General features: G+C 69.6%; 16 protein-coding genes and 1 pseudogene. 8 read left to right on the top strand and 9 right to left on the bottom strand.

Features of this window, described 5'->3' with window-relative positions:
* Positions 1–11 precede the first annotated feature (11 nt).
* From AC1RGU_RS30885 to AC1RGU_RS30860, 6 genes and pseudogenes are all read right to left on the bottom strand, one after another.
* A complete protein-coding gene (locus AC1RGU_RS30885) occupies positions 12–1,277 on the bottom strand; it encodes an ABC transporter substrate-binding protein (protein ID WP_492700301.1) in 1,266 nt (421 codons plus the stop codon).
* A 43-nt stretch (positions 1,278–1,320) separates the two neighbouring features.
* Entirely contained in the window at positions 1,321–2,823 is a 1,503-nt protein-coding gene (locus AC1RGU_RS30880; RefSeq protein ID WP_492700299.1) for an aldehyde dehydrogenase family protein, read from the bottom strand.
* A 37-nt stretch (positions 2,824–2,860) separates the two neighbouring features.
* Positions 2,861–3,253 (bottom strand): nuclear transport factor 2 family protein, encoded by a 393-nt coding sequence (locus AC1RGU_RS30875; RefSeq protein ID WP_099794882.1) that lies wholly within the window; start codon positions 3,251–3,253, stop codon positions 2,861–2,863.
* 27 nt (positions 3,254–3,280) lie between these two features.
* Positions 3,281–4,081: a MoaF C-terminal domain-containing protein gene (locus tag AC1RGU_RS30870; protein WP_492700296.1), complete on the bottom strand. Its 801-nt coding sequence runs from the start codon at positions 4,079–4,081 to the stop codon at positions 3,281–3,283.
* A gap of 13 nt (positions 4,082–4,094) precedes the next feature.
* Positions 4,095–4,901 carry an SDR family NAD(P)-dependent oxidoreductase gene (locus AC1RGU_RS30865; RefSeq protein ID WP_492700294.1) on the bottom strand — a complete coding sequence of 269 codons (807 nt, stop codon included), beginning with the start codon at positions 4,899–4,901 and terminating at the stop codon, positions 4,095–4,097.
* 79 nt (positions 4,902–4,980) lie between these two features.
* Positions 4,981–6,573 (bottom strand): annotated as a pseudogene (locus AC1RGU_RS30860) (GMC family oxidoreductase); the annotation flags it as partial.
* 143 nt (positions 6,574–6,716) lie between these two features.
* On the opposite strand from AC1RGU_RS30860, the gene hemE reads away from it, so the two are divergent.
* Both hemE and priA read left to right on the top strand, forming a co-directional pair.
* Positions 6,717–7,826 carry a uroporphyrinogen decarboxylase gene (hemE, locus tag AC1RGU_RS30855; RefSeq protein ID WP_447740826.1) on the top strand — a complete coding sequence of 370 codons (1,110 nt, stop codon included), beginning with the start codon at positions 6,717–6,719 and terminating at the stop codon, positions 7,824–7,826.
* Between the two features lie 479 nt (positions 7,827–8,305).
* A complete protein-coding gene (priA, locus tag AC1RGU_RS30850) occupies positions 8,306–10,387 on the top strand; it encodes a replication restart helicase PriA (RefSeq protein ID WP_455755310.1) in 2,082 nt (693 codons plus the stop codon).
* 32 nt (positions 10,388–10,419) lie between these two features.
* Here the strand turns inward: priA and AC1RGU_RS30845 are convergent, their stop codons facing one another.
* Positions 10,420–12,063 carry a S41 family peptidase gene (locus AC1RGU_RS30845; protein ID WP_492700292.1) on the bottom strand — a complete coding sequence of 548 codons (1,644 nt, stop codon included), beginning with the start codon at positions 12,061–12,063 and terminating at the stop codon, positions 10,420–10,422.
* Between the two features lie 116 nt (positions 12,064–12,179).
* Complete coding sequence (locus AC1RGU_RS30840) at positions 12,180–12,389, bottom strand: hypothetical protein (protein WP_447740821.1); 210 nt, start codon at positions 12,387–12,389, stop codon at positions 12,180–12,182.
* Positions 12,390–12,665: 276 nt separating this feature from the next.
* Here AC1RGU_RS30840 and AC1RGU_RS30835 point away from each other — a divergent pair, with 276 nt between their 5' ends.
* Positions 12,666–13,316 (top strand): hypothetical protein, encoded by a 651-nt coding sequence (locus tag AC1RGU_RS30835; protein WP_253252503.1) that lies wholly within the window; start codon positions 12,666–12,668, stop codon positions 13,314–13,316.
* A gap of 9 nt (positions 13,317–13,325) precedes the next feature.
* Here AC1RGU_RS30835 and AC1RGU_RS30830 read toward each other — a convergent pair whose 3' ends face one another.
* Positions 13,326–14,345, bottom strand: coding sequence for an AEC family transporter (locus AC1RGU_RS30830; protein WP_492700289.1), 1,020 nt, complete (start codon positions 14,343–14,345; stop codon positions 13,326–13,328).
* A 149-nt stretch (positions 14,346–14,494) separates the two neighbouring features.
* Between AC1RGU_RS30830 and AC1RGU_RS30825 the strand changes: the two genes are divergently transcribed.
* The 5 genes from AC1RGU_RS30825 (at position 14,495) to AC1RGU_RS30805 (ending at position 20,025) form a co-directional block, all read left to right on the top strand.
* Positions 14,495–16,591, top strand: a complete 2,097-nt coding sequence (locus tag AC1RGU_RS30825) for an ATP-dependent helicase (protein ID WP_062476196.1) — start codon at positions 14,495–14,497, stop codon at positions 16,589–16,591.
* Complete coding sequence (locus tag AC1RGU_RS30820) at positions 16,588–17,049, top strand: hypothetical protein (protein ID WP_492700287.1); 462 nt, start codon at positions 16,588–16,590, stop codon at positions 17,047–17,049. The genes AC1RGU_RS30825 and AC1RGU_RS30820 overlap by 4 nt, the downstream gene beginning before the upstream one ends.
* The gene (locus tag AC1RGU_RS30815; RefSeq protein WP_354346687.1) at positions 17,046–18,227 is read left to right on the top strand and encodes a phospholipase A; all 1,182 of its coding nucleotides are present in this window, start codon (positions 17,046–17,048) and stop codon (positions 18,225–18,227) included. Before AC1RGU_RS30820 ends, AC1RGU_RS30815 begins: the two co-directional genes overlap by 4 nt.
* A 28-nt stretch (positions 18,228–18,255) precedes the next feature.
* On the top strand, positions 18,256–19,104 hold the full coding sequence (gene nadE / locus AC1RGU_RS30810; RefSeq protein ID WP_492700285.1) for an NAD(+) synthase: 849 nt from the start codon (positions 18,256–18,258) through the stop codon (positions 19,102–19,104).
* A gap of 183 nt (positions 19,105–19,287) precedes the next feature.
* Entirely contained in the window at positions 19,288–20,025 is a 738-nt protein-coding gene (locus AC1RGU_RS30805) for a response regulator (protein WP_070063911.1), read from the top strand.
* The last annotated feature ends 2 nt before the right edge of the window (positions 20,026–20,027 follow it).

The raw sequence follows: 20,027 nt of genomic DNA, 5'->3' as shown, positions 1-20,027 counted from the left end.
GCCCGGCGCGCTTACTTCAGGCCCATCTTCTGCTCGTCGGCACGGATGTCGACCAGCTCCGGGTCGTCCGCCGTGAGGCAGCCGCCGGGCGCAAAGCGCCAGCCATTGCCGTCGGGGCTGGCCATGGGCCCGCTGTTGTTCGCGTTGTGGCGGTTGCCGCTGCCCACGTAGAAGGGCTTGCAAAGAATGTCGCTGCGGAAGTCGCTCACCTTGCGCAGCGCATCGGTCACGCTGGCGCGGGCTATCTTCTTCGGGTCCATCTTCAGCATCGCCTGCGTGGCCAGGCGCGCGGCCAGGTAGCCGGCCTGCGAGAAGGTGTCGCGCGGGTCGCTCTTGGCACCGTGCTTGTCCATCACCGCGAGCCAGTTCTTGTTGTCGGGCCCGGCCGATTCGAGCGGGTTGAACTCGAGGTTGACGTCGAAGTTGCCCTTCCAGTACGGCCCGATGGCCTTGGGCACGTCGACGTTGTAGGCCGGCGCGGCCGACACGAAGTGGATCTTCTTGCCCAGGTTCTGCTGCTCGGCCGCGGCCAGCATCGGCACCAGGATGCCCTTGGGCACGTTCATGATGATGGTGTCGGGCTTCTTCGCGGCGGCCTGCAGCATGGTCGAGGTGGCGTCGGCCGAACCGGGGTCGATGGTGAGGGTCTCGACCGTCACGCCGTTCTTCCTGCCCCATTCCTTGGGCCCCTCGCAGGCCCAGTTACCCAGGCTCGGGATGTTCGGAATGATGCAGACCATCTTCTTCGCCTTGTACTTCTGCGCGGCGTACATCGCGGCGATGGTGGCCGACACGCGCGGCCCGGCGTTCACCGGCACGTAGTTGCGCGCGTTGAAGCACTCGCGCGGCACGCCGGTGCCGGCGATGACCATCACGCCCTCGTCGGCGTACATCTTGGCGTTGGCGCCGCACTCCACGAAGCTGGTGCTGCCCACGAGCGCGACCACCTTGCGGTCCTTCACGAGCTTGGAGGCCACCTGCGCGGCCGTCTCGGGGTTCCACTGGTCGTCGAGCACGAGGTAGTCGACCGGCCGGCCATGAATGCCGCCGTTGGCGTTGACGCACTTGAAGTACGCGGCCGCCGCCTGGCCCGAGGCGCTGAAGTCGTCGGGGCCGGTCTTGCCGACCACGGCGCCGATGGGAATGGGCTCGCCCGTGGCGGGCTTGCCGGTGTTGAGGCCGCAGTCGGGGCCCGCCTGCGCCCAGGCGCCGCTGAAGCCAGCGAGGGCCAGCGCGCCAGCAACGGCCGACAGCGCGATTCGTCTTTTGCTTTGCATGAGGTGTCTCCTTCTTTTGGGGTGATCGAAACCGGGGGCGGGGCTACACCGCCATGCACACGCTCTTGAGTTCGGTGAAGCTCTCCACCGCCGCGCGCCCCAGGTCGCGCCCGCTGCCCGACTGCTTCACGCCACCCAGCGGCAGCGCGTTGTCGAGCACGTTGTGCGCGTTGACCCAGACCACGCCCGCCTGCAGGCGCGGCACGATGCGGTGCACAGAGGAGAGGTCGTTCGACCAGACGCTGGCCGCCAGGCCGTAGGCGCTGTCGTTGGCCAGGCGCACCGCGTCGTCGACGTCGTCGAAGGGCACCACGGTCGCGACCGGGCCGAACACTTCTTCGCGTGCGATGCGCATCGACGGCTGCGCGTCGACGAACACGGTGGGCTGCACGAAGCAGCCGCCGTCGAAGGCCTGGCGCCCGCCCGTGACCAGCGTCGCGCCCTCGGCCACGGCGCCGTCGATGTGCGCCATCACGCGCGCCAGGTGGCGCTTGGACACCAGCGGCCCGAACTGCGCCTTCGGGTCGAAGCCCGAGCCGATGTGCAGGCCCTCGGCGGCCTGCGCGAGGCGGCGTACCACCTCGTCGAACAGGCCGCGCTGCACGTACACGCGCGAACCCGCGGTGCACACCTGGCCCTGGTGAAAGAAGATGCCGTTGGCCGCGCCCTGCGCCGCCGCCACCGGGTCGGCGTCGCCCAGCACGATGAGCGGCGACTTGCCGCCCAGCTCCAGCGTGAAGCGCGCCATGCTGTCGACGGCCGCATGGCCGATGTGCCGGCCCACCGCTGTCGAGCCGGTGAAGCTGATCTTGCGGACATCCGGGTGCGCGGCCAGCGCCGCACCGGCCGTGGCGCCGCGCCCGCACACCACGTTGAGCGCGCCCGGCGGAAAGCCCGCCTCCAGCGCCAGCTCGGCCAGCCGCAGTGCGGTGAGCGGTGTTTCTTCCGACGGCTTGAGCACCACGGTGCAGCCGGCCGCGAGCGCGGGCGCCACCTTCCACAGCGCGATGGCGAGCGGAAAGTTCCACGGCACGATGGCCGCGACCACGCCCACCGGTTCGCGCCGCGTGTACGTGACCCACTGCGCGCCGGGGATGCCGATGGAGTTGTCGAGCGTCTGGCCTTCGAGCTTGGTGGCCCAGCCCGCCATGTAGCGCACGAACTCCGCGCCCGCGCCCACGTCGACCATGCGCGCGATGCCGCGCAGCTTGCCGCTTTGCAGGGTTTCGAGCGCGCTGAGTTCGTCGGCGTGCGACTCGATGAGCGTCGAGAGCGTGTACAGCATGCGCTCGCGGTCGGCCGGGCGCAGCGACTTCCAGGCGGCGCTCTCGAAGGTGCGGCGCGCGCCGGCGACCGCCGCGTGCACGTCCTCCGCGTCGCTGTCGGGCGCCTCGGCCACGGTCATCTCGGTGGCCGGGTCGACCACCGGCAGGTACTGCCCGTTGCGGGGCACGACCTCGTGGCCGTCGATGTGGTTGCCGCGGCGGCGCTGCGCCAGCAGGCCCACCTGGCCGAGGTGTTCGATCGAGAGGTCGCGCAGATTCATGGGCGGGCTCCGGGAAGGGATGCGAAAGAAAGAGGCATCACGGCTGCATGGCACGGGCCACGAGCAGCGTGTCGGTGAACTGCTCGAAGCGCCGCACCTGGCCGCCCTGCACCTGCCACACATGCGTGACGCGGGCCTGCATCGGCTTGCCCGTGGTGCGGTGGCGCGCGTGGTAGTCGCCGATGCCGACCACGGTGTCGCCGCCGTCGACCAGCCGCTCGAGTACGAAGCGGTAGCCCTCCCATTCGGCGCCGAGCACCTGGAAGACCTTCTCGACCACCTGCGCGGGGCCGACGTGCGTGCCGGCGCAGGGAAAGCCGGCCATCTCGGTCCACTGCACGTCGTTGGCCACGTCGGCGAACATCGCGGCGAGGTCGTGGCGGTCGGAGGCGGCGTAGTGGTCGGCCACGATCTGGTAAGGGGTGCGCATGACAAAAGCTCCTGGACAACGGTGAAATCAGACGGGCCCGAACTCGGGCGGATAGAAGGTCTGCGAGGCCTTGCGCATGAAGGCGCCGGCGGGGTTGTTGGCGATCGCGCCGGTGCCGGTGAGCCCGAGGAACTTGCCGGTCGAGCGGCCGTTCGCGAAGTCGAAGAAGAACACCGACGCAACCGGAATCAGGAACTCGCGGAAGGTGAAGACGTACTGGTCGTCGTCGAACTTCCAGTAGCTCGCGAGGTCGACGTCGCCGTGGCCGCGCTGCACGCCCACGAGGCACTGCCAGGCGTAGCGCTCGGCGCTCAGGTAGGTGTGCTCGTAGGTGTGGTTGGGGCTGTAGGTCTGCCAGGTGCGCAGGCCGATGAGGTCGCGCGTGGCGTGCGGCGCGAGGCCGGTGGCGGCGGCGCCTTCGAGCGTGCCGGGCCAGAAGTCCTGCGGCACGCGCGGCTGGCCCGCGGCCTCGTCGGCGCCGATGATGCGGCAGCGGATGGCGAGCACGCGGCGCGTGCGCGTGTTGAGGACGACGGTCAGCGCCTCGCTGGGTCGGCTGGCCTGCGTGATGTCGAGGAAGAAGGTGTCGGGCGCGACCTCGATGGCCTCGTACCAGTCGCCCTGGCCTTCGCCCCCGCGTGCGCCGTCTTCGTGCCAGTCGAGCGTGTGCTGTGCGCGCGGCTGCAGCGTGAGCTGGAAGCCGGGCAGCGCGAGCCGCAGCGTCTGGCCGGCGAGCGCGTCGGTAGCGGGCAGGCGGTTGGTTGCGATGCCGAGGGCGAACTGGTCGTAGGTCTTCCAGTCGGCGGGCTTGGTGGTGTCGGTGCTCATGGTGCGGCCCCTTTCAAGCGTCGTGCGCGAAGGCGATGGTGGGCAGGTCGACCGCGGACGCACCGCCATCGACCATCAGCGAACTGCCGCTGACCATCGCGGCCAGCGGCGAGGCCAGGAACAGCACGGCGTTCGCCACGTCGTCGGGGCTGGCGGCGCGGCCCATGGGCACGTCGCGCGTGACGAGGGCGTAGGCCGCGTCGGCATCGGGCAGGCGGTACTTGTCGACGAGCACCTGCATCTGCTCGTCGGCCATCTCGGTGCGCACCCAGCCGGGGCACACGGCGTTCACGCGCACGCCCTGCTGTCCGTAGTCGCGCGCCAGCGAACGCACGAGGCCGATGAGCGCGTGCTTCATGGTCACGTAGCCGACCACGCCCGGCCCCGCGAAGTGGCCCGCGAGCGACGAGAGCACGACGATGTTGCCGCGCCGCGCGATGAGCTCGGGCAGCAGCTCGCGTGCGCAGACGAAGGCGGTGTCGAGGTTCAGGCGCGTGGACAGCGCCCACGAGGCGTCGTCGGTCGCAAGCGCATCGCCCACGCCGTGGCCGCCCGCGTTGGCGACCAGCACATCGACGCCGCCGAAGCGTTCGCGCGCGGCGGCCAGGGCGCGCTGCACGTCGGCAGTGCTCGCTGCATCGCCCGCCACCGCGAGCCCGCCGAGCGTCGACGCCACCGCTTCGAGCTGCGCGAGGCGGCGCCCCATCAGCACCACGCGGCCACCCGCCGCGACAAACTGCGCGGCCACCGCCGCACCGATGCCGGTGCCGCCGCCGGTGATGAAGGCGACCTTGCCGGCCATGGACTCTGTAGCACTCATTCGCTCTGTCTCCTTGTTGGAAAGGACTCTAGGTTTCAGTGCGCTTCGGCGATTGACCGAGCGCGCAACTTCAGTTGCCCGACAGCGCGAAGTCCGCGCAGCGTTCGGCCAGCATCACGGTGGGCGCGTTGGTGTTGCCGCTGACGAGCGAGGGCATCACCGAGGCATCGCACACGCGCAGCTTCGCCACGCCGTGCACGCGCATGCGCGCATCGACCACGGCCATGGCGTCGCGGCCCATGCGGCAGGTGCCGCTGGGGTGGTAGACGGTCTTGGCGCGCTCGCGCACGTAGGCCTCGAGGGCCTCGTCGGACATGTCGTCGGCGGCCGACGGCGCCAGCTCTTCGGACACCACCTCGCGCAGCGCCGGCGCGCGCAGGATGCGGCGCGCCAGCTTCACGCCGCGCACCAGCGTGTCGACGTCGGCCTGCGCCTGCAGGTAGCCACCGTCGAACAGGATCGGCGCCATCGGGTCGGCGCTGCGCAACGCCACGCGCCCGCGCGACTGCGGGCGCAGGAAGCAGGGGTTGATCGACAGGCCGTGGCCGGCCAGCGGTGCGCGGTCGACGTCGCCCACGAGCACGGGCAGCACATGGAACTGCAGGTCGGGCCGGCCTTCGCCGGTGGTGTCGACGAAGCCGCCGCTCTCGACCACGTTCGACGTGAGCAGGCCGGAGCCGAACAGCATCCATTGCAGGCCGTGCTTCAGCGCCGCCAGGCCGCGGTCGTTGCCCAGCAGGCTCACGGGCTCGCGCGTGCGGCCGTAGACCGACACCTCCAGATGGTCCTGGAAGTTCTCGCCCACGCCGGGCAGGTCTTTCACCACCGGCAGGCCCAGCGCCTGCAGCTGCGCGCCGGGGCCAATGCCCGACAGCAGCAGCAGCTTGGGCGAGGCGAGCGCGCCGGCCGAGAGGATCACTTCATCGCGCGCGGTGGCGACCACCTCTTCGCCGCTGCCGTTGCGGCCCGTGCGGTAGACCACGCCGGTGGCCGCGCCGTCCTGCATCAGCACGCGCAGCACGTGCGCGCCGGTCACCACGGTGAGCTTCGGGTCGTCGCGCACGGCCGCGAGGTAGGTGGCGGCGGTGCTCGCGCGCCGGCCTTCGAAGGTGGTGGTCTGGTAGAAGCCCACGCCGGCCTGGGCGGCACCGTTGAAGTCGTCGTTGTAGGCCAGTCCGCTTTGCTGCGCGGCGCGCAGGAAGGCCAGGCTCAGCGGATGGCGAAAGCGCGTGTCGCTCACCTTCAGCGGCCCGTTCGTGCCGTGCAGCTCGCAGGCGAAGCGCGCATTGCCCTCGGCCTTGCGGAACCACGGCAGCACGTCGCGCCAGCCCCAGCCCTCGCAGCCCTGCGCCTCCCAGCCGTCGTAGTCGGCCGGCGTGCCGCGCACGTAGACCATGGCATTGACCGAGCTGCCGCCGCCCAGCGTGCGGCCCTGCGGCACGAACATCTTGCGGCCGGCGGCGGCGGGCTGCGGCTCGCTCTCGTAGGCCCAGGTGCGCTCGGTGCCGATCACGCGCACGAAGGTGGCGGGCATGTGGATGAAGCGGTCGTCGTCGGGCGGGCCCGCCTCCAGCAGCAGCACGCGGCGCCCGGCGCGCACCAGCCGGTGCGCCAGCACACAGCCGGCCGAGCCGGCGCCCACCACCACCACATCGAAAACCTGCTGCGCCATGTCCGTTCCAGACCGAAGTTGTTATGCGGAACGGATGCTCGCGGCTGGCGCTCGGCCTGGCGCACCGGGGCGGGTTGATGCAACGCAAAGTGCGCTGTCGGTCAACTCACGGTGAACGCGGGGGGCCCTGCGACAATCGGGCCATGCCTTTCGCCCCTTTGCAAAACGACACCTTCCTGCGGGCCTGCTGGCGCCAGGCCACCGACCACACGCCCGTCTGGCTCATGCGCCAGGCCGGCCGCTACCTGCCTGAATACGTTGCCACGCGCGCCAAGGCCGGCAGCTTCATGGGGCTGGCCACCAACACCGACTACGCCACCGAGGTCACGCTGCAGCCGCTGGCGCGCTACCCGCTCGACGCGGCCATCCTGTTCTCGGACATCCTCACCGTGCCCGACGCGATGGGCCTGGGCCTGTCGTTCGAGGCCGGCGAAGGCCCGCGCTTTGCGCGCCCGGTGCGCGACGAAGCGGCCGTGGCCGCGCTCGAAGTGCCCGACATGGACAAGCTGCGCTATGTGTTCGACGCCGTGGGCTCGATCCGCAAGGCACTGAACGGCCGCGTGCCGCTGATCGGTTTCTCGGGCAGCCCGTGGACGCTGGCCTGCTACATGGTCGAAGGTGCGGGCTCGAGCGACTACCGCCTCGTGAAGAGCATGCTGTACGGCCGCCCCGACCTGATGCACCGCGTGCTCGCGGTCAATGCCGATTCGGTCGCCGCCTACCTCAATGCCCAGATCGACGCCGGCGCGCAGGCCGTGATGATCTTCGACAGCTGGGGCGGCGTGCTCGCCGACGGCGCCTTCCACGAATTCAGCCTGGCCTACACCGCGCGCGTGCTCGCCGGCCTGAAGCGCCACGGCCCCGACGGCCAGCCGGTGCCGCGCATCGTCTTCACCAAGGGCGGCGGCCTGTGGCTGGGCGCCATGCGCGCGCTCGACTGCGAAGTGCTCGGCGTCGACTGGACCGTGAACCTCGCGGCCGCGCGCCGCCTCGTGGCCGAAGGCACCGAGGACAAGGCCAAGGCGATCCAGGGCAACATCGACCCGAACGTGCTGTTCGCCCCGCCCGCGGCCATCGAGGCCGAGGTCGGCAAGGTGCTGCAGGCCTTCGGCAAGCCCCACACCGACCGCACCACCGCGGGCCCGACGCACATCTTCAACCTGGGCCACGGCATCAGCCAGTTCACGCCGCCCGACCACGTCGCGGCGCTGGTCCAGGCGGTGCACGACCAGTCGCGCGCGCTGCGCACTTGAGCTAACAAATGTGAACTGCCGACCGCCCGGTTGGCAGACTCAGCGCCCCCTGAAAGCCAGTCGCCCGGCGTTTGTCAAGCCCTAAAACGGCCCCGGACGCCCGACTTATGCACAAAACGCGTGTTGCACTGCGCAAGATTATCTGAGGGGGCATTGGTTCTGCTCCTAAACCAATAGCGACGCTAAGTGGTTGATTTATATAGGTTTTGATTTTTGCTTTTTTTACAGGCATTCCAGCGGAAGCCTTGAAAATCAAGGCTTCGGCGACTATCCAGCCGTCTTGTCAACAAAGTTATCCACAGAAACTCTGGATGACCGCCAAAGCGCTGTGAAATCAACAACTTAAGCGGTCTTGCTCCAAAACGCATTAACAAACCTTGCCAAAAAGGACGCCCAGCCCCTCCGCCGAATCGCCGCCCGAAGCCGGCGCGCCGACGGTCACATCCGCCACAAACGTCTCCTGCCCCTGGCGACTCGACATCGCGGTGCAGACGCCCGCGCATGCGGCGCTGGGTGACCTGCTGAGCTACGCCGGCGCCGAGCCGCTGGTACCGGGCACGCTGGTGCGGGTGCCGCTGGGCAAGCGCGAGGTGCTGGGCGTGGTCTGGAACGAGCCGACCTCGCTGGAGGGTGCCGAGCCCGACATGGCGCTGAAGCCCGTGGGCGCCGCGCTCGACGCGCTGGCGCCGCTGGGCGAGGCCTGGCGCGACCTCGTGGCCTTTGCCGGGCGCTACTACCAGCGCTCGATCGGCGAGATCGCGCTGGCCGCCCTGCCGCCGCAGCTGCGCGACCTGAGCACGACCCAACTGGCGCGCCGGCTCAAGCGCAAGACCACGGCCGGGCCGGTGGCCGAGACGGCCGAATCCGCGAACCTGATTGCCCTCTCCGACGAACAGTCGGCCGCGCTGGCCCGCATCGAGGCCGGCACCGGCACCTTCCTGCTGGTCGGCAGCACGGGCAGCGGCAAGACCGAGGTCTACCTGCGCTGCGTGGCCGACCTGCTCGCGCGCGACCCCGAAGCGCAGGCGCTGGTGATGGTGCCCGAGATCAACCTCACGCCGCAGCTCGAGGCCCGCTTCAAGGCGCGCTTCGGCGACGAGGCCGTGGTGTCGCTGCACAGCGGCATGACCAACCCGCAGCGGCTGGCGAGCTGGCTGGCGGCGCACAGCGGCGCGGCGCGCATCGTGCTGGGCACGCGCATGGCGGTGTTCGCGTCGATCCCGGGGCTGAAGCTCATCGTGGTCGACGAGGAACACGACCCGAGCTACAAGCAGCAGGAAGGCGCGCGCTACTCGGCGCGCGACCTCGCCGTGTGGCGCGGCCAGCGCGAAAAAGCCAAGGTGATCCTGGGCTCGGCCACGCCCTCGCTCGAGAGCTGGCACCAGAGCCGGCCGCCCGAGGGCGACGACCCGGGCGGGCGCTACGTGCGGCTGGCCATGCCTTCGCGCATCGGCGCGGGCGCGCTGCCGGCGGTGCGGCTCGTGGACATGAACCTGCAGCCGCCGAAGACGGTGATCTCGGGCGCGCTGCTCGACGCCATCGGCCAGCGCATCGCGCGCGGCGAGCAGAGCATGATCTTCCTGAACCGGCGCGGCTATGCGCCGGTGCTGGCCTGCGGCGACTGCGGCTGGAAGAGCGAATGCCCGCACTGCAGCGCCTACCGCGTGTTCCACAAGATCGACCGGACGCTGCGCTGCCACCACTGCGGCTTCACCGAGCGCGTGCCGCGCGCCTGCCCGGCCTGCGGCAACCCCGACATCGCGCCCGTGGGCCGCGGCACCGAACGGCTCGAAGAGCATCTGGCCGAGCTGTTCGCCGGCGTGAAGCATGCGGACGGCAGCGCGGTGCGCATCGCGCGCATCGACGCCGACAGCACCAAGAAACAGGGCGCACTCGAATCGCAACTCGCCGCCGTGCACGCGGGCGAGGTCGACGTGCTCGTGGGCACGCAGATGATCGCCAAGGGCCACGACTTCCGCCGCATCACGCTGGTGGCCGCCGTGAACCCCGACGGCGCGCTGTTCTCCAGCGACTTCCGCGCGCCCGAGCGCTTGTTCAGCCTCTTGATGCAGTCGGCCGGCCGCGCGGGCCGCGACGCCGCCTACCTTGCGGCACAGGGCGCCAAGGCCGAGATGTGGATCCAGACGCACCACGCGCCGCATCCGCTGTTCGCGGCGCTGCGCCGGCATGACTACGAGGCCTTCGCCAAGCAGCAGTTGGAGGAACGCCAGGCCGCCGCCATGCCGCCCTTCGCGTTCCAGGCGCTGGTGCGCGCCGACGCGCGCGAGCAGGCGGTGGCGCAGGGCTTCCTGAACCTCGCGGCCGACCAGGCCGAGGCGCTGCCCGGCGCCGACCTGGTCACGCGCTACCCGGCGGTGCCGCTGGCGATCCAGCGCGTGGCGAATGTGGAGCGCGCGCAGATGCTCATCGAAAGCCCCTCACGCGCCGCGCTGCAGCGCCTGCTGGCCGCCTGGCAACCGCTGCTGCACGAACTGCGGCGCACGCCCGAAGGCAAGGGCGTGATCCGCTGGCTGGTGGACGTGGACCCGCACAGCATCTGAGCGCGGCGCGCGTGCCTGCGCCTGCGCCTGCTTCAGCGCGGACGCAGGATGCGGTTGCGCAGGCCTTCGGGCTTGTGCAGCAAGGGCGCGGCGGGGCCGGCGACGGCACGCTTGGCGAGGCGCCCGGCCGGTGCGGCGGGGCAGGCCCCCGAGACCTGGTGCGCCAGTGCGGCGGCCAGGCGCGCCTCCTGCGGATCACCGAGCGCACGGCTGAAATCGTCGGGCACGAAGCAGGTAGGCACGATGCCGTCCGGGTAGTCGCCGAAGCCCTTGGCGTTCACGCCCTGGAACTGCACGCTGAAGTAGGTGGTGCCGCAGTTGTCCTCGGGATAGAAGCCGTAGGGCTTGCCGCAGGTGGTGTCGCCGATCTGGACCACGTCGATGTCGATGCCGCGCAGGCCGTTGATGAACGCCTCGCTGGCCGAGCAGGTGTCGGGGCCCGTGAGCACGTAGACGCGTCGCAGGTCGAGGCTGGGCAGGGGAAGGGGCGGGTCGATGGGAGAAAGAAAGCCCAGGGTGGTGGCCCAGAACGGCGTGGGCGCGAGCGTGTTGCCAGTCACCGGATCGCGCTCGGTGTGCTTGTTGTTGAACCGCACGGTCTCGAAGGTCTTGCCGCGCGTCTGCGTCTCGCCGGCGACCATGAAGCCCAGTTGACTGGCCAGGTCCAGATAGCCGCCGCCGTTGTAGCGCAGGTCGACGACCAGCTCGGTGGCCCGCTGCGCGCGCAGCCACTCCATGGCGGCCTTCAGTTGTAGTTCCGCCGTGCCGATGTGGTCGTTGAATTGCAGGTAGCCAACCGTGCGGCCCGCGTTCGGGAGCGTCTTGACGTTCTGGACGGGGGTCGAGATCACCGGCGCCGCCGTCAGCGTGATGTCGCGCGGGGTGTTGCTGCCCGCGTCGACGACGGTGAACCGCGTGGACGTCCCCGGTGCAGCGCCAAAGAGCGCCGCGTTGATGACATCGACGCCTTCCTGCGTGGGGTCGTTCACGAAATCGACGCCGTTGACCCCGAGCACCCGGGCGCCGCGCGGCAGGCCGGCGCCCGTCGTGGCCGCGGGAGAGCCGGGCTCCACGTACGCCACGCGCAGATCGCGCGGCGGGGAGAGGGCAAAGAAAGCCCACTGCGCGCCGTATCCGACGGACGAGCCGGCGCCCGAGAGCGCATTCCACTCCTCGGTGGTGTAGGTGAAATGGAACTGGTCCTTGTCCCTGCCCGAAGGCGTCACGGCGTGGGTCTTGAGCAGGTCGAAATAGTCGGCCGTGGCGTACAGCGCCGGGTCCAGGTCCGGCACCTCGTCGTACCAGAGGTAGGTGTCGTTGGTCCACGACCGCAGCCAGTTGTTCTCGTCGAGCGTGCGGCCGGTCTTGTCGGCGAAGGGCTTGCCGTCGGGGTCGGTGCCGGTGCGCGGTGCCGCGCAGCGGTCCTTGTAGAGGCTCGCGGTCCGGAACACGCCCTCGACCCAGGGCGTGTTGCGCAGGGCATCGCCGTCGTCGGGCACGTCGGGCGGCGTCGTGGGTGGGGTGGTGACGGGCAGCGGGGTGGTCGTGCCGCCGTTCGGCCAGAAGCCGACGGCCGAGCCGCCGTCTCCCCCGCCGCCGCAGGCGACGAGCACGGCCATCGGAACGGCCAGCAGCAGAAGACGGGCGAGACGAAAACGCAGAGGGAAAAGAGGCACGGCGAGATTCCTGGAGGGCGGTAAGGCGCCGCCATCCTAGGAAGCTCTGCGTCGTTGCGCATTGGACCAAAGTCCTAGGCGCTGCACGAACGCGCCGCGCCGGTCGTCAGCCGTCGTCAGTGATAGCCGGTGGGCTCCTTGCCCATGTCGACGTAGCGCAGCTCGTTGTGCCGTCGCCGCGCAATGCTGTTCGGCCAGGCGAACACGACGAGGCTCAGCGCGGCCAGCGCGAGCGCGGCGCCCGTGCCGATCGTGCCGGCATGCCAGAACCAGCCCACCGCAGCGAGCCAGGTCAACCACATCAGGATGCGAACCAGTATTGCCATCGCGCGCCCCACTTGGACCCTTCACACCTTGGACTCGGAACCACTGTAGCAGTGCAACTGCATACGCAAGCATTCATCTGAAGAGATAACGCACGGTATGCCTTTAGACATGCCCTGGGATTACCCCGAAATAATCTGCAAAAAGAGTTGACGGTACCCCCGCCCTTGCACAAGCTGTGCCTGTGCGGTTCCATCGCTGGGTCCGCGGTGTTTCGTGCCCGCTCGCTTGATGCAAAGGTCGCCGTGAAATCGTCGTCTCTTCTGGCTGGGGTTGCTGTGGCTGTCGCCGTGTCGCTCTCGTACCTTGCCGCTGCAGGGTCCGCGGGCGCGGCGGAGCTCGAACTGCAGGGTCGGCGGTTGGTGGTGTCGGGCACGCTCGACGGCAGCAAGGTCAAGGCCTTCACCGAACTCCTGAGCAGCGGCACGGTGCGCACCGTGGTCTTCGAAGATTCGTTCGGCGGCACCGCCGAAGCGGCCGGCGCGTACGCCGACGCGATCCGCGAGAGCGGCGTGCAGACCGAGGTGCGCGGCCATTGCATGGCGGCCTGCGCCTACGCCTTCCTGGCCGGCAAGACGCACCGCTTCGGGCACGGCCTGCAGGTCAACGGCATCCTGGTGCCGGTGGCGACCCGCCCCACGGCGGCCGAGCTGGCGGTGCGCTGGCGCGGCGAGGAAGCCCGCAAGACGCTGGCCGATTTCACGCCCGCCCCCGGCACCACCGACGCGGCCCGCCCGATGGAAGCCACCGCGCCCGCCCCCAAGGACAACTGGCAGCCGGACCACGGCGTGCTCTTCACGGCCAGCCCGACGCTGTTCGGCCGTATCTACAACACCTACTACTGCGACGGCACGCAGGGCCGCGACTTCTCGAAGTGCGAGCGGCTCTCCGACGCCGATCCGTACAAGCTCGGCGTGCTGACCGAGTAGCGCCCCCGGTCAGCGCAGCGCGCCGACCGCCACCGGGAAGGTGAAGAACGCCGCCACCGTCGTCCACAGGATGATGCGTGCGATGCGGCCGTTGTCGGCGCCGAAGCGCTCGGCCAGCATCGACACGTTGCTCGCGCTCGGCAGCGCCGCGACCAGCACGATCACGGCCAGCGCCGAGGGTGCCAGCGGCAGCCCCAGCACGATGGCGCCGCGCCCCAGCGCCCAGACCGCCAGCGGATGCAGCACCAGCTTCACAAGCACCACGGGCAGCACGTCGGCCAGCGGCGCTTTCGGCGTGGGCCCGGCGCCGGTGCCCATCGCCGCCGCCACCATGGCGCTGGCGCCGTGCTCGCGCGCCAGCAGCGCCGAACGCGCCAGCACCGCGCCGATGGTGAAGAGCGCCACGGGCGAGGCTGCGTCGGCCAGCATGGCGATGGTGCGCTCGACCGGCCCGGGCAGCTGCCAGCGCACCGCCGACAGCAGCACGCCCAGCAGGATCGACCACGGCATCGGGTTCACGAGGATGCCGCGCAGCGCCTTGCGCGCGGCCAGCGTGGCGCCGTGGCGGCCCGCACTGCCGGCCCCGTCGAGCCGCGACAGCGCGATGCACAGCGACGAGGTCACGACGAGGTCGAACGCGATGGTGATGATGATCGGCCCGGCCGCCTGCGCGCCCAGCAGCGCCACCAGCAGCGGCACGCCCATGAAGCCGGTGTTCGGAAAGGCCGCCACCAGCGCGCCGAAGGCCGCGTCGTTCCAGCCGATGCGCGCATTGCGCGTGAACAGCACCACGCCCGCCACCACGGCCAGCGCGCAGATGCCCCAAATCAGTGCAACGCTGCCGTCCAGCAGCTGCGCGATGGGCGTACCGGCGCCGAAGCGCAGCAGCATGCAGGGCAGCGCGAAATACAGCACGAAGGTGTTGAGCCCCGGGATCGCATCCAGCGGCAGGATGCGGGTGCGGGCGGCGGCGTAGCCGGCCGCGATCAGGGCGAAGAAAGGAAAAGTAACAAGGAAAACAGGCAGCACGCCGGCATTGTCGTCCTCCTTCGTCGCGCGATGCCCGCTGACACGGACGGCCGCAGCCGGGCCCGTATCATTGCCCGCTTTGCGACGGCCGCGCCCTGCGGCCCCTCCTGCCTTTTTCGCGTTCCCGCTTTCCCGGTTCCCCCTCCCCCATGTCCCACGGTCTCAATCTCGCCCAGCAAGAAGCGGTCAACTACATGCACGGTCCCTGTCTGGTGCTCGCGGGTGCGGGCTCGGGCAAGACGCGCGTGATCACGCACAAGATCGGCCGGCTGATCCAGTCGGGCCTGAAGCCCGAGCGCATCGCGGCCATCACCTTCACGAACAAGGCGGCGGCCGAAATGCGCGAGCGCGCCAAGGACCTGATCGGGCGCGACGCGCGCAAGGTGGTGGTGTGCACCTTCCACGCGCTGGGCGTGCGCATGATGCGAGAAGACGGCCACGTGCTGGGCCTGAAGAAGGCCTTCAGCATCCTGGACGCCGACGACGTCACCAAGATCTTGAAAGACTGCGGCGGCACCGTCGACATCGCCACCGCCCGCATCTGGCAGTGGACGATCAGCAAGTGGAAGAACATGGGCCTGAACGCTGCGCAGGCCGCGGCCGCCGCGGTGGACGACAACGAGCGCATCACGGCCGAGATCATGGTCCAGTACGAAGAGCGGCTGCAGGCCTACCAGAGCGTGGACTTCGACGACCTCATCGGCATGCCGCTGAAGCTGCTGTACGAGTTCCCCGAGGTGCGCGCGAAGTGGCAGGCCATGCTGGGCCACATCCTGGTCGACGAATACCAGGACACCAACGCCACGCAGTACGAAGTGCTCAAGGCGCTGGCCGGCGAGCGCGGCCAGTTCACGGCGGTGGGCGACGACGACCAGTCGATCTACGGCTGGCGCGGCGCCACGCTGGACAACCTGAAGAAGCTGCCGGTCGACTACCCGACGCTCAAGGTCATCAAGCTGGAGCAGAACTACCGCTCCACCAGCGCCATTCTTCGCGCGGCCAACAACGTGATCGGCCCCAACCCCAAGCTGTTTCCGAAGACGCTGTTCTCCGAACTCGGCGAAGGCGAGCCGGTGCGCATCGTCGATGCCGACACCGAGCTGCACGAGGCCGAGCGCACGGTGGCGCGCATCATCAGCCTGCGCGCGGGCGACACGGTGTCGCAGGGCAAGCAGTACAAGGAGTTCCGCGACTTCGCGATCCTGTACCGCGCCAACCACCAGGCGCGCATCTTCGAGCAGGCGCTGCGCAAGGCGCAGATTCCCTACAAGGTGTCGGGCGGCCAGAGCTTCTTCGACCGCGCCGAGATCAAGGACCTGTGCGGCTGGTTCCGCCTGTGGGTGAACAACGATGACGACCCGGCGTTCCTGCGCGCCATCACCACGCCCAAGCGCGGCATCGGCCACACGACGCTGGCCAGCCTGGGCAGCTTCGCGAGCCAGTACAAGCTGAGCCTGTTCGCGGCGCTGTTCAGCCCGTCGCTGCCGAGCGTGATCCCCAAGCGCACGCTCGACGGCGTGCACGAGTTCGGCCGCTACATCAACGACCTGGAATACCGCGCGCGCCGCACCATGGGCGCCGAAGCCTCGCGCGCCTTCATGCTCGAGTGGCTCAAGGAGATCGACTACGAGCGCCATCTGTACGAAGGCGAAGACAGCGAGGCCGCCGCCGCCACGCGCTGGACCAACGTGCTGGAGTTCGTCGACTGGATGTCGCAACGCGCCGGCGGTTCGCTCGACGACGCCTCGGGCGCCGACGACACGAACCCGAACGAACACAAGAGCCTGCTCGAGGTGGCGCAGACCATCTCGCTGCTGTCGACCATCAGCGAGCGCGAGCAGGACCAGAACGTGGTCACGCTCTCGACACTGCATGCGTCCAAGGGCCTGGAGTGGCCGCACGTGATGCTCATCGGCGTGACCGAGGGCCTGCTGCCCTTCAAGCTCGATGACGACAACGGCCGCCAGAAGGTGGTGAGCGACGAGACCACGCAGCGCCTGCAGGAAGAGCGCCGCCTGATGTACGTGGGCATCACCCGCGCCCAGCGCAGCCTGGCCGTGAGCTGGACGAAGAAGCGCAAGCAGGGCCGCGACATGGTGCCCTGCATGCCCAGCCGCTTCATCGCCGAGATGGGCCTGGACAAGGCCACGACCAAGGAAGACCCGCGCGAGAAGCTGAAGGCGCTGCGCGCCGAGTTCGCACGCAAGGCGCTGGACAGCGCGGCCAAGGCCGCCGCCACGCCATGAGGACGACGGCGACGGTCGCAGTCGCGCTGCTTGCCGCCGCCCTGGCGGCCGGTTGCGCCGCGCCCCGCGACCCCAACTGCCCCGCCGACGCACGCGAGCTGCCGCTGCAGGCGCTGTACGGCCAGTGGGACGCCCACTTCGACGACCTGCCCGGCACGGCCGTCGTGCAGTTGGGCAAGCACCCCGAATACGCCGGCGTGCGCGGCACCATCACGCGCCGCGCCGACAGTGCCGCCACGAAGACCACCGTCGCGCAGCTCGCGGGCGATGTCGACGACGAGGGCGCGCTGTCCATCGACGAATCGCTGGACGGCCGCGCCATCAGCGGCGTCTGGTCGGGCACGCTGCAACCCGGCGCCTGCGGCCGCGAGTTCCGCGGCACGTGGCGCGATGCCGCGACCGAGCGCACGCACCCGTTCGTGCTGCGCAAGACCGTCGCACAGGAAGGAAAGCCATGAAGACGACACGACGACACCCTGCTTCTCTGTTCACGCTGCGCACCGTGGCTGCCGTGGCCGCATGCCTCGGCGCCGCATCTGTCGCACAAGCACAAGCCGTCGACAAGCCCGCCAGTCCGCTGGCCGATGCACAACTCACCTGGCAGCAGTGCGCCGCGCTCGGCGCGAACAACGAAGCGCGCCTGGCCTGCTACGACCGCTGGTCGCAACAACAGACGCTGCCCTCGGTGTCGGTGCCCGTGGCGCCGCCGGTGCTCGCGAGCACGCAACCGCCGGTGGACGGCGCGATTCCGGCCACGCGCGTGGTCTCGGTCGCCACCACCGAAGGCTGCCGCGACCGCCAGTACTCGACGCTGTCACGCTTCTGGGAACTCGAGAATGCCACCGACTGCGGCACCTTCGGCTTCCGCGGCTACCGCCCGCTCACGGTGTCGGCCTCGGCCGCCACCGACAAGCCCCAGCCGCCGACCTCGCCGTCGGCCGGCCACACGGCCGAGCCCGTGGCCTACCAGGCCAACGAGATGCGCATCGGCCTGTCGGTGCGCACCAAGCTCGCGCAGGGCATGCTCACGCAGAACGACCCGATCAAGAAAGACTCGCTGTGGTTCGCGTACTCGCAGCAGTCGACCTGGCAGCTGTTCAACGGCTCGATCTCGCGGCCCTTCCGCACCACCGACCACGAGCCCGAGCTGATGTATGTCTACCCGACCGACGTCCACCTGCCCGGCGGCTGGCGCTGGCGCTATGCGGGCGTGGGCATCGTGCACCAGTCGAACGGCCAGAGCCTGCCGCTGTCGCGCAGCTGGAACCGCGTGTACCTGATGGGCGGCGCCGAGCTCGACGACCGCTTCACCGTCACGGGCCGCGTCTGGCAGCGCATGTCCGAAAGCGCCGCGAAGGACGACAACCCCGACATCGCCGACTACATCGGCCGCGCCGAAGTCACGGGCCGCTGGAACCTCAACCGCGACAACCAGCTGGGCATCACGGTGCGCAACAACCTGCGCGACAGCGGCCGCGGTTCGGTGCGCCTCGAATGGCTGAAGGCCATCGGCGATCCGACCAAGAGCAACCTGCGCTTCCACACGCAGCTGTTCCATGGCTATGGCGACACGCTGGTGGACTACAACCGCAAGCGCACCGTGCTGAGCATCGGTCTCAGTCTTGTCGATTTCTGATCTTCATCCTCACATCCAGGCCCCACAGATGAGTGCAGACCTTTCTCCCGTCGATGCCACGCAGCGCGAGATCATCGCGGCCCTGCACGTGGCGCCCATCTTCGATGCCGCCGCCGAACTCGCGCGGCGCACCGACTTCCTCGCCGACTACCTGCGCAGCACCGGCCTGAAGACGCTGGTGCTGGGCATCAGCGGCGGCGTCGATTCGCTCACGGCCGGCTGCCTTGCGCAGCGCGCGGTCGAGAAGCTGCGCGCCGAAGGCCGCGACGCCACCTTCATCGCGATGCGCCTGCCCTACGGCGTGCAGCGCGACGAAGCCGAGGCGCAGGCGGGGCTGGCGGTGATCCGCCCCGACCGCCTGCTGACGGTGGACATCCGCCCCGCCGCCGATGCGATGCTGGCCGCGCTGCACGCCGGCGGGCAGGCCTTTCGCGATGCGGCGCACGAAGACTTCGTGCTCGGCAACATCAAGGCGCGCCAGCGCATGATTGCGCAGTTCGCGGTGGCCGGCGCGCACGACGGCCTCGTGATCGGCACCGACCACGCGGCCGAAGCGCTCATGGGTTTCTTCACCAAGTTCGGCGATGGCGCGGCTGACATCACGCCGCTCACCGGCCTCAACAAGCGCCGCGTGCGCGCGGTGGCGCAGCTGCTGGGCGCGCCCGATGCGCTGGTCTACAAGGTGCCTACGGCCGACCTCGAGTCGCTGGTGCCGGGCAAGCCCGACGAAGACGCCTTCGGCGTGAGCTACGAGCAGATCGACGATTTCCTCGAGGGCAAGCCGGTGTCGGCCGCGGCGCGCGCGGTGATTCTGTCGACGCATCGCAAGAGCGCCCACAAGCGGGCGCTGCCGGTCGAACCGCCTGTACTTGGGTGACAAACGGATCACATTGAAGTCCCCGAAAGGGATGCTTCGATGCATGTGTAAAGCATCGGACGAAAAAAAGTCGCGAAATACCAGCCTGAGAGGGACTTGATTAACCTTTAGGTATCAATTGGTGCGCTTTTGTCTGCAAGAATTTTGGACGACCGGACACACAGTCCGGCCTTCTGGAACCTCATGCTTGACGTAGTGAAACCCGAAATCCTGGTGGTCGACGACGATCCCGAAGTCTGCGAGACGCTGGTCGACCTGCTGGAGTCGTCGGGCTTTCGCGCACAGGCCGTGCCGGACGGCCTGGCCATGGCGGCCCGCCTCGACCAGCGCGCCTTCTCGCTCGTGATCATCGACCTGCGTCTGAAGAAGGAAGACGGCATCGAGCTCGCACGCCAGCTGCGCACGCGCTCGCGCATCCCGATCATCATCCTCACCGGCCAGGGCACGGCCGCCGACCGCATCCTGGGCCTGGAAACCGCCGTCGACGATTTCATCGCCAAGCCCTTCGACAACCGCGAGCTGGTCGCGCGCATCCGCGCGCTGCTGCGCCGCTCGGCCGAGACCGGCATGCCGCGCTCGCTGCGCACCGACCGCCTGAGCCACGAGCGCTACCTGTTCGGTCCCTGGACCCTCAACATCACCGCGCGCGAGCTGCTGCACGGCGACGGCACGCCCTGCGACCTGACGCACGGCGAGTTCGCCCTGCTCGAGGTCTTCGTGCTGCATGCAAACCGCGTCATCGACCGCGAGCAGCTGCTGCTCAAGACGCGCAGCGCCCAGTCGGACGCGGTGAGCCGCACGATCGACGTGCTGGTGTCGCGCCTGCGCCGCAAGATCGAAGAAGACCCGGACCATCCGCGCTTCATCTGCACGGAACGCGGCGCGGGCTACCGCTTTGCAGCGAACGTGGTGCGCTGCTGAGG

The sequence above is a fragment of the Variovorax sp. GW823-FHT02B07 genome (genome assembly GCF_058797695.1).
Note: the sequence above shows the minus strand (reverse complement) of the source record. Positions and strands in the feature narration are given on the sequence as shown.

Coding starts and splice junctions, on each gene's coding strand:
- AC1RGU_RS30825 (WP_062476196.1), top strand. CDS start 14,495: ATGTCCCACGGTCTCAATCTCGCCCAGCAAGAAGCGGTCAACTACATG.
- AC1RGU_RS30870 (WP_492700296.1), bottom strand. CDS start 4,081: ATGAGCACCGACACCACCAAGCCCGCCGACTGGAAGACCTACGACCAG.
- AC1RGU_RS30875 (WP_099794882.1), bottom strand. CDS start 3,253: ATGCGCACCCCTTACCAGATCGTGGCCGACCACTACGCCGCCTCCGAC.
- AC1RGU_RS30885 (WP_492700301.1), bottom strand. CDS start 1,277: ATGCAAAGCAAAAGACGAATCGCGCTGTCGGCCGTTGCTGGCGCGCTG.
- AC1RGU_RS30840 (WP_447740821.1), bottom strand. CDS start 12,389: ATGGCAATACTGGTTCGCATCCTGATGTGGTTGACCTGGCTCGCTGCG.
- AC1RGU_RS30805 (WP_070063911.1), top strand. CDS start 19,288: ATGCTTGACGTAGTGAAACCCGAAATCCTGGTGGTCGACGACGATCCC.
- nadE (WP_492700285.1), top strand. CDS start 18,256: ATGAGTGCAGACCTTTCTCCCGTCGATGCCACGCAGCGCGAGATCATC.
- AC1RGU_RS30815 (WP_354346687.1), top strand. CDS start 17,046: ATGAAGACGACACGACGACACCCTGCTTCTCTGTTCACGCTGCGCACC.
- AC1RGU_RS30820 (WP_492700287.1), top strand. CDS start 16,588: ATGAGGACGACGGCGACGGTCGCAGTCGCGCTGCTTGCCGCCGCCCTG.
- hemE (WP_447740826.1), top strand. CDS start 6,717: ATGCCTTTCGCCCCTTTGCAAAACGACACCTTCCTGCGGGCCTGCTGG.
- AC1RGU_RS30880 (WP_492700299.1), bottom strand. CDS start 2,823: ATGAATCTGCGCGACCTCTCGATCGAACACCTCGGCCAGGTGGGCCTG.
- AC1RGU_RS30865 (WP_492700294.1), bottom strand. CDS start 4,901: ATGAGTGCTACAGAGTCCATGGCCGGCAAGGTCGCCTTCATCACCGGC.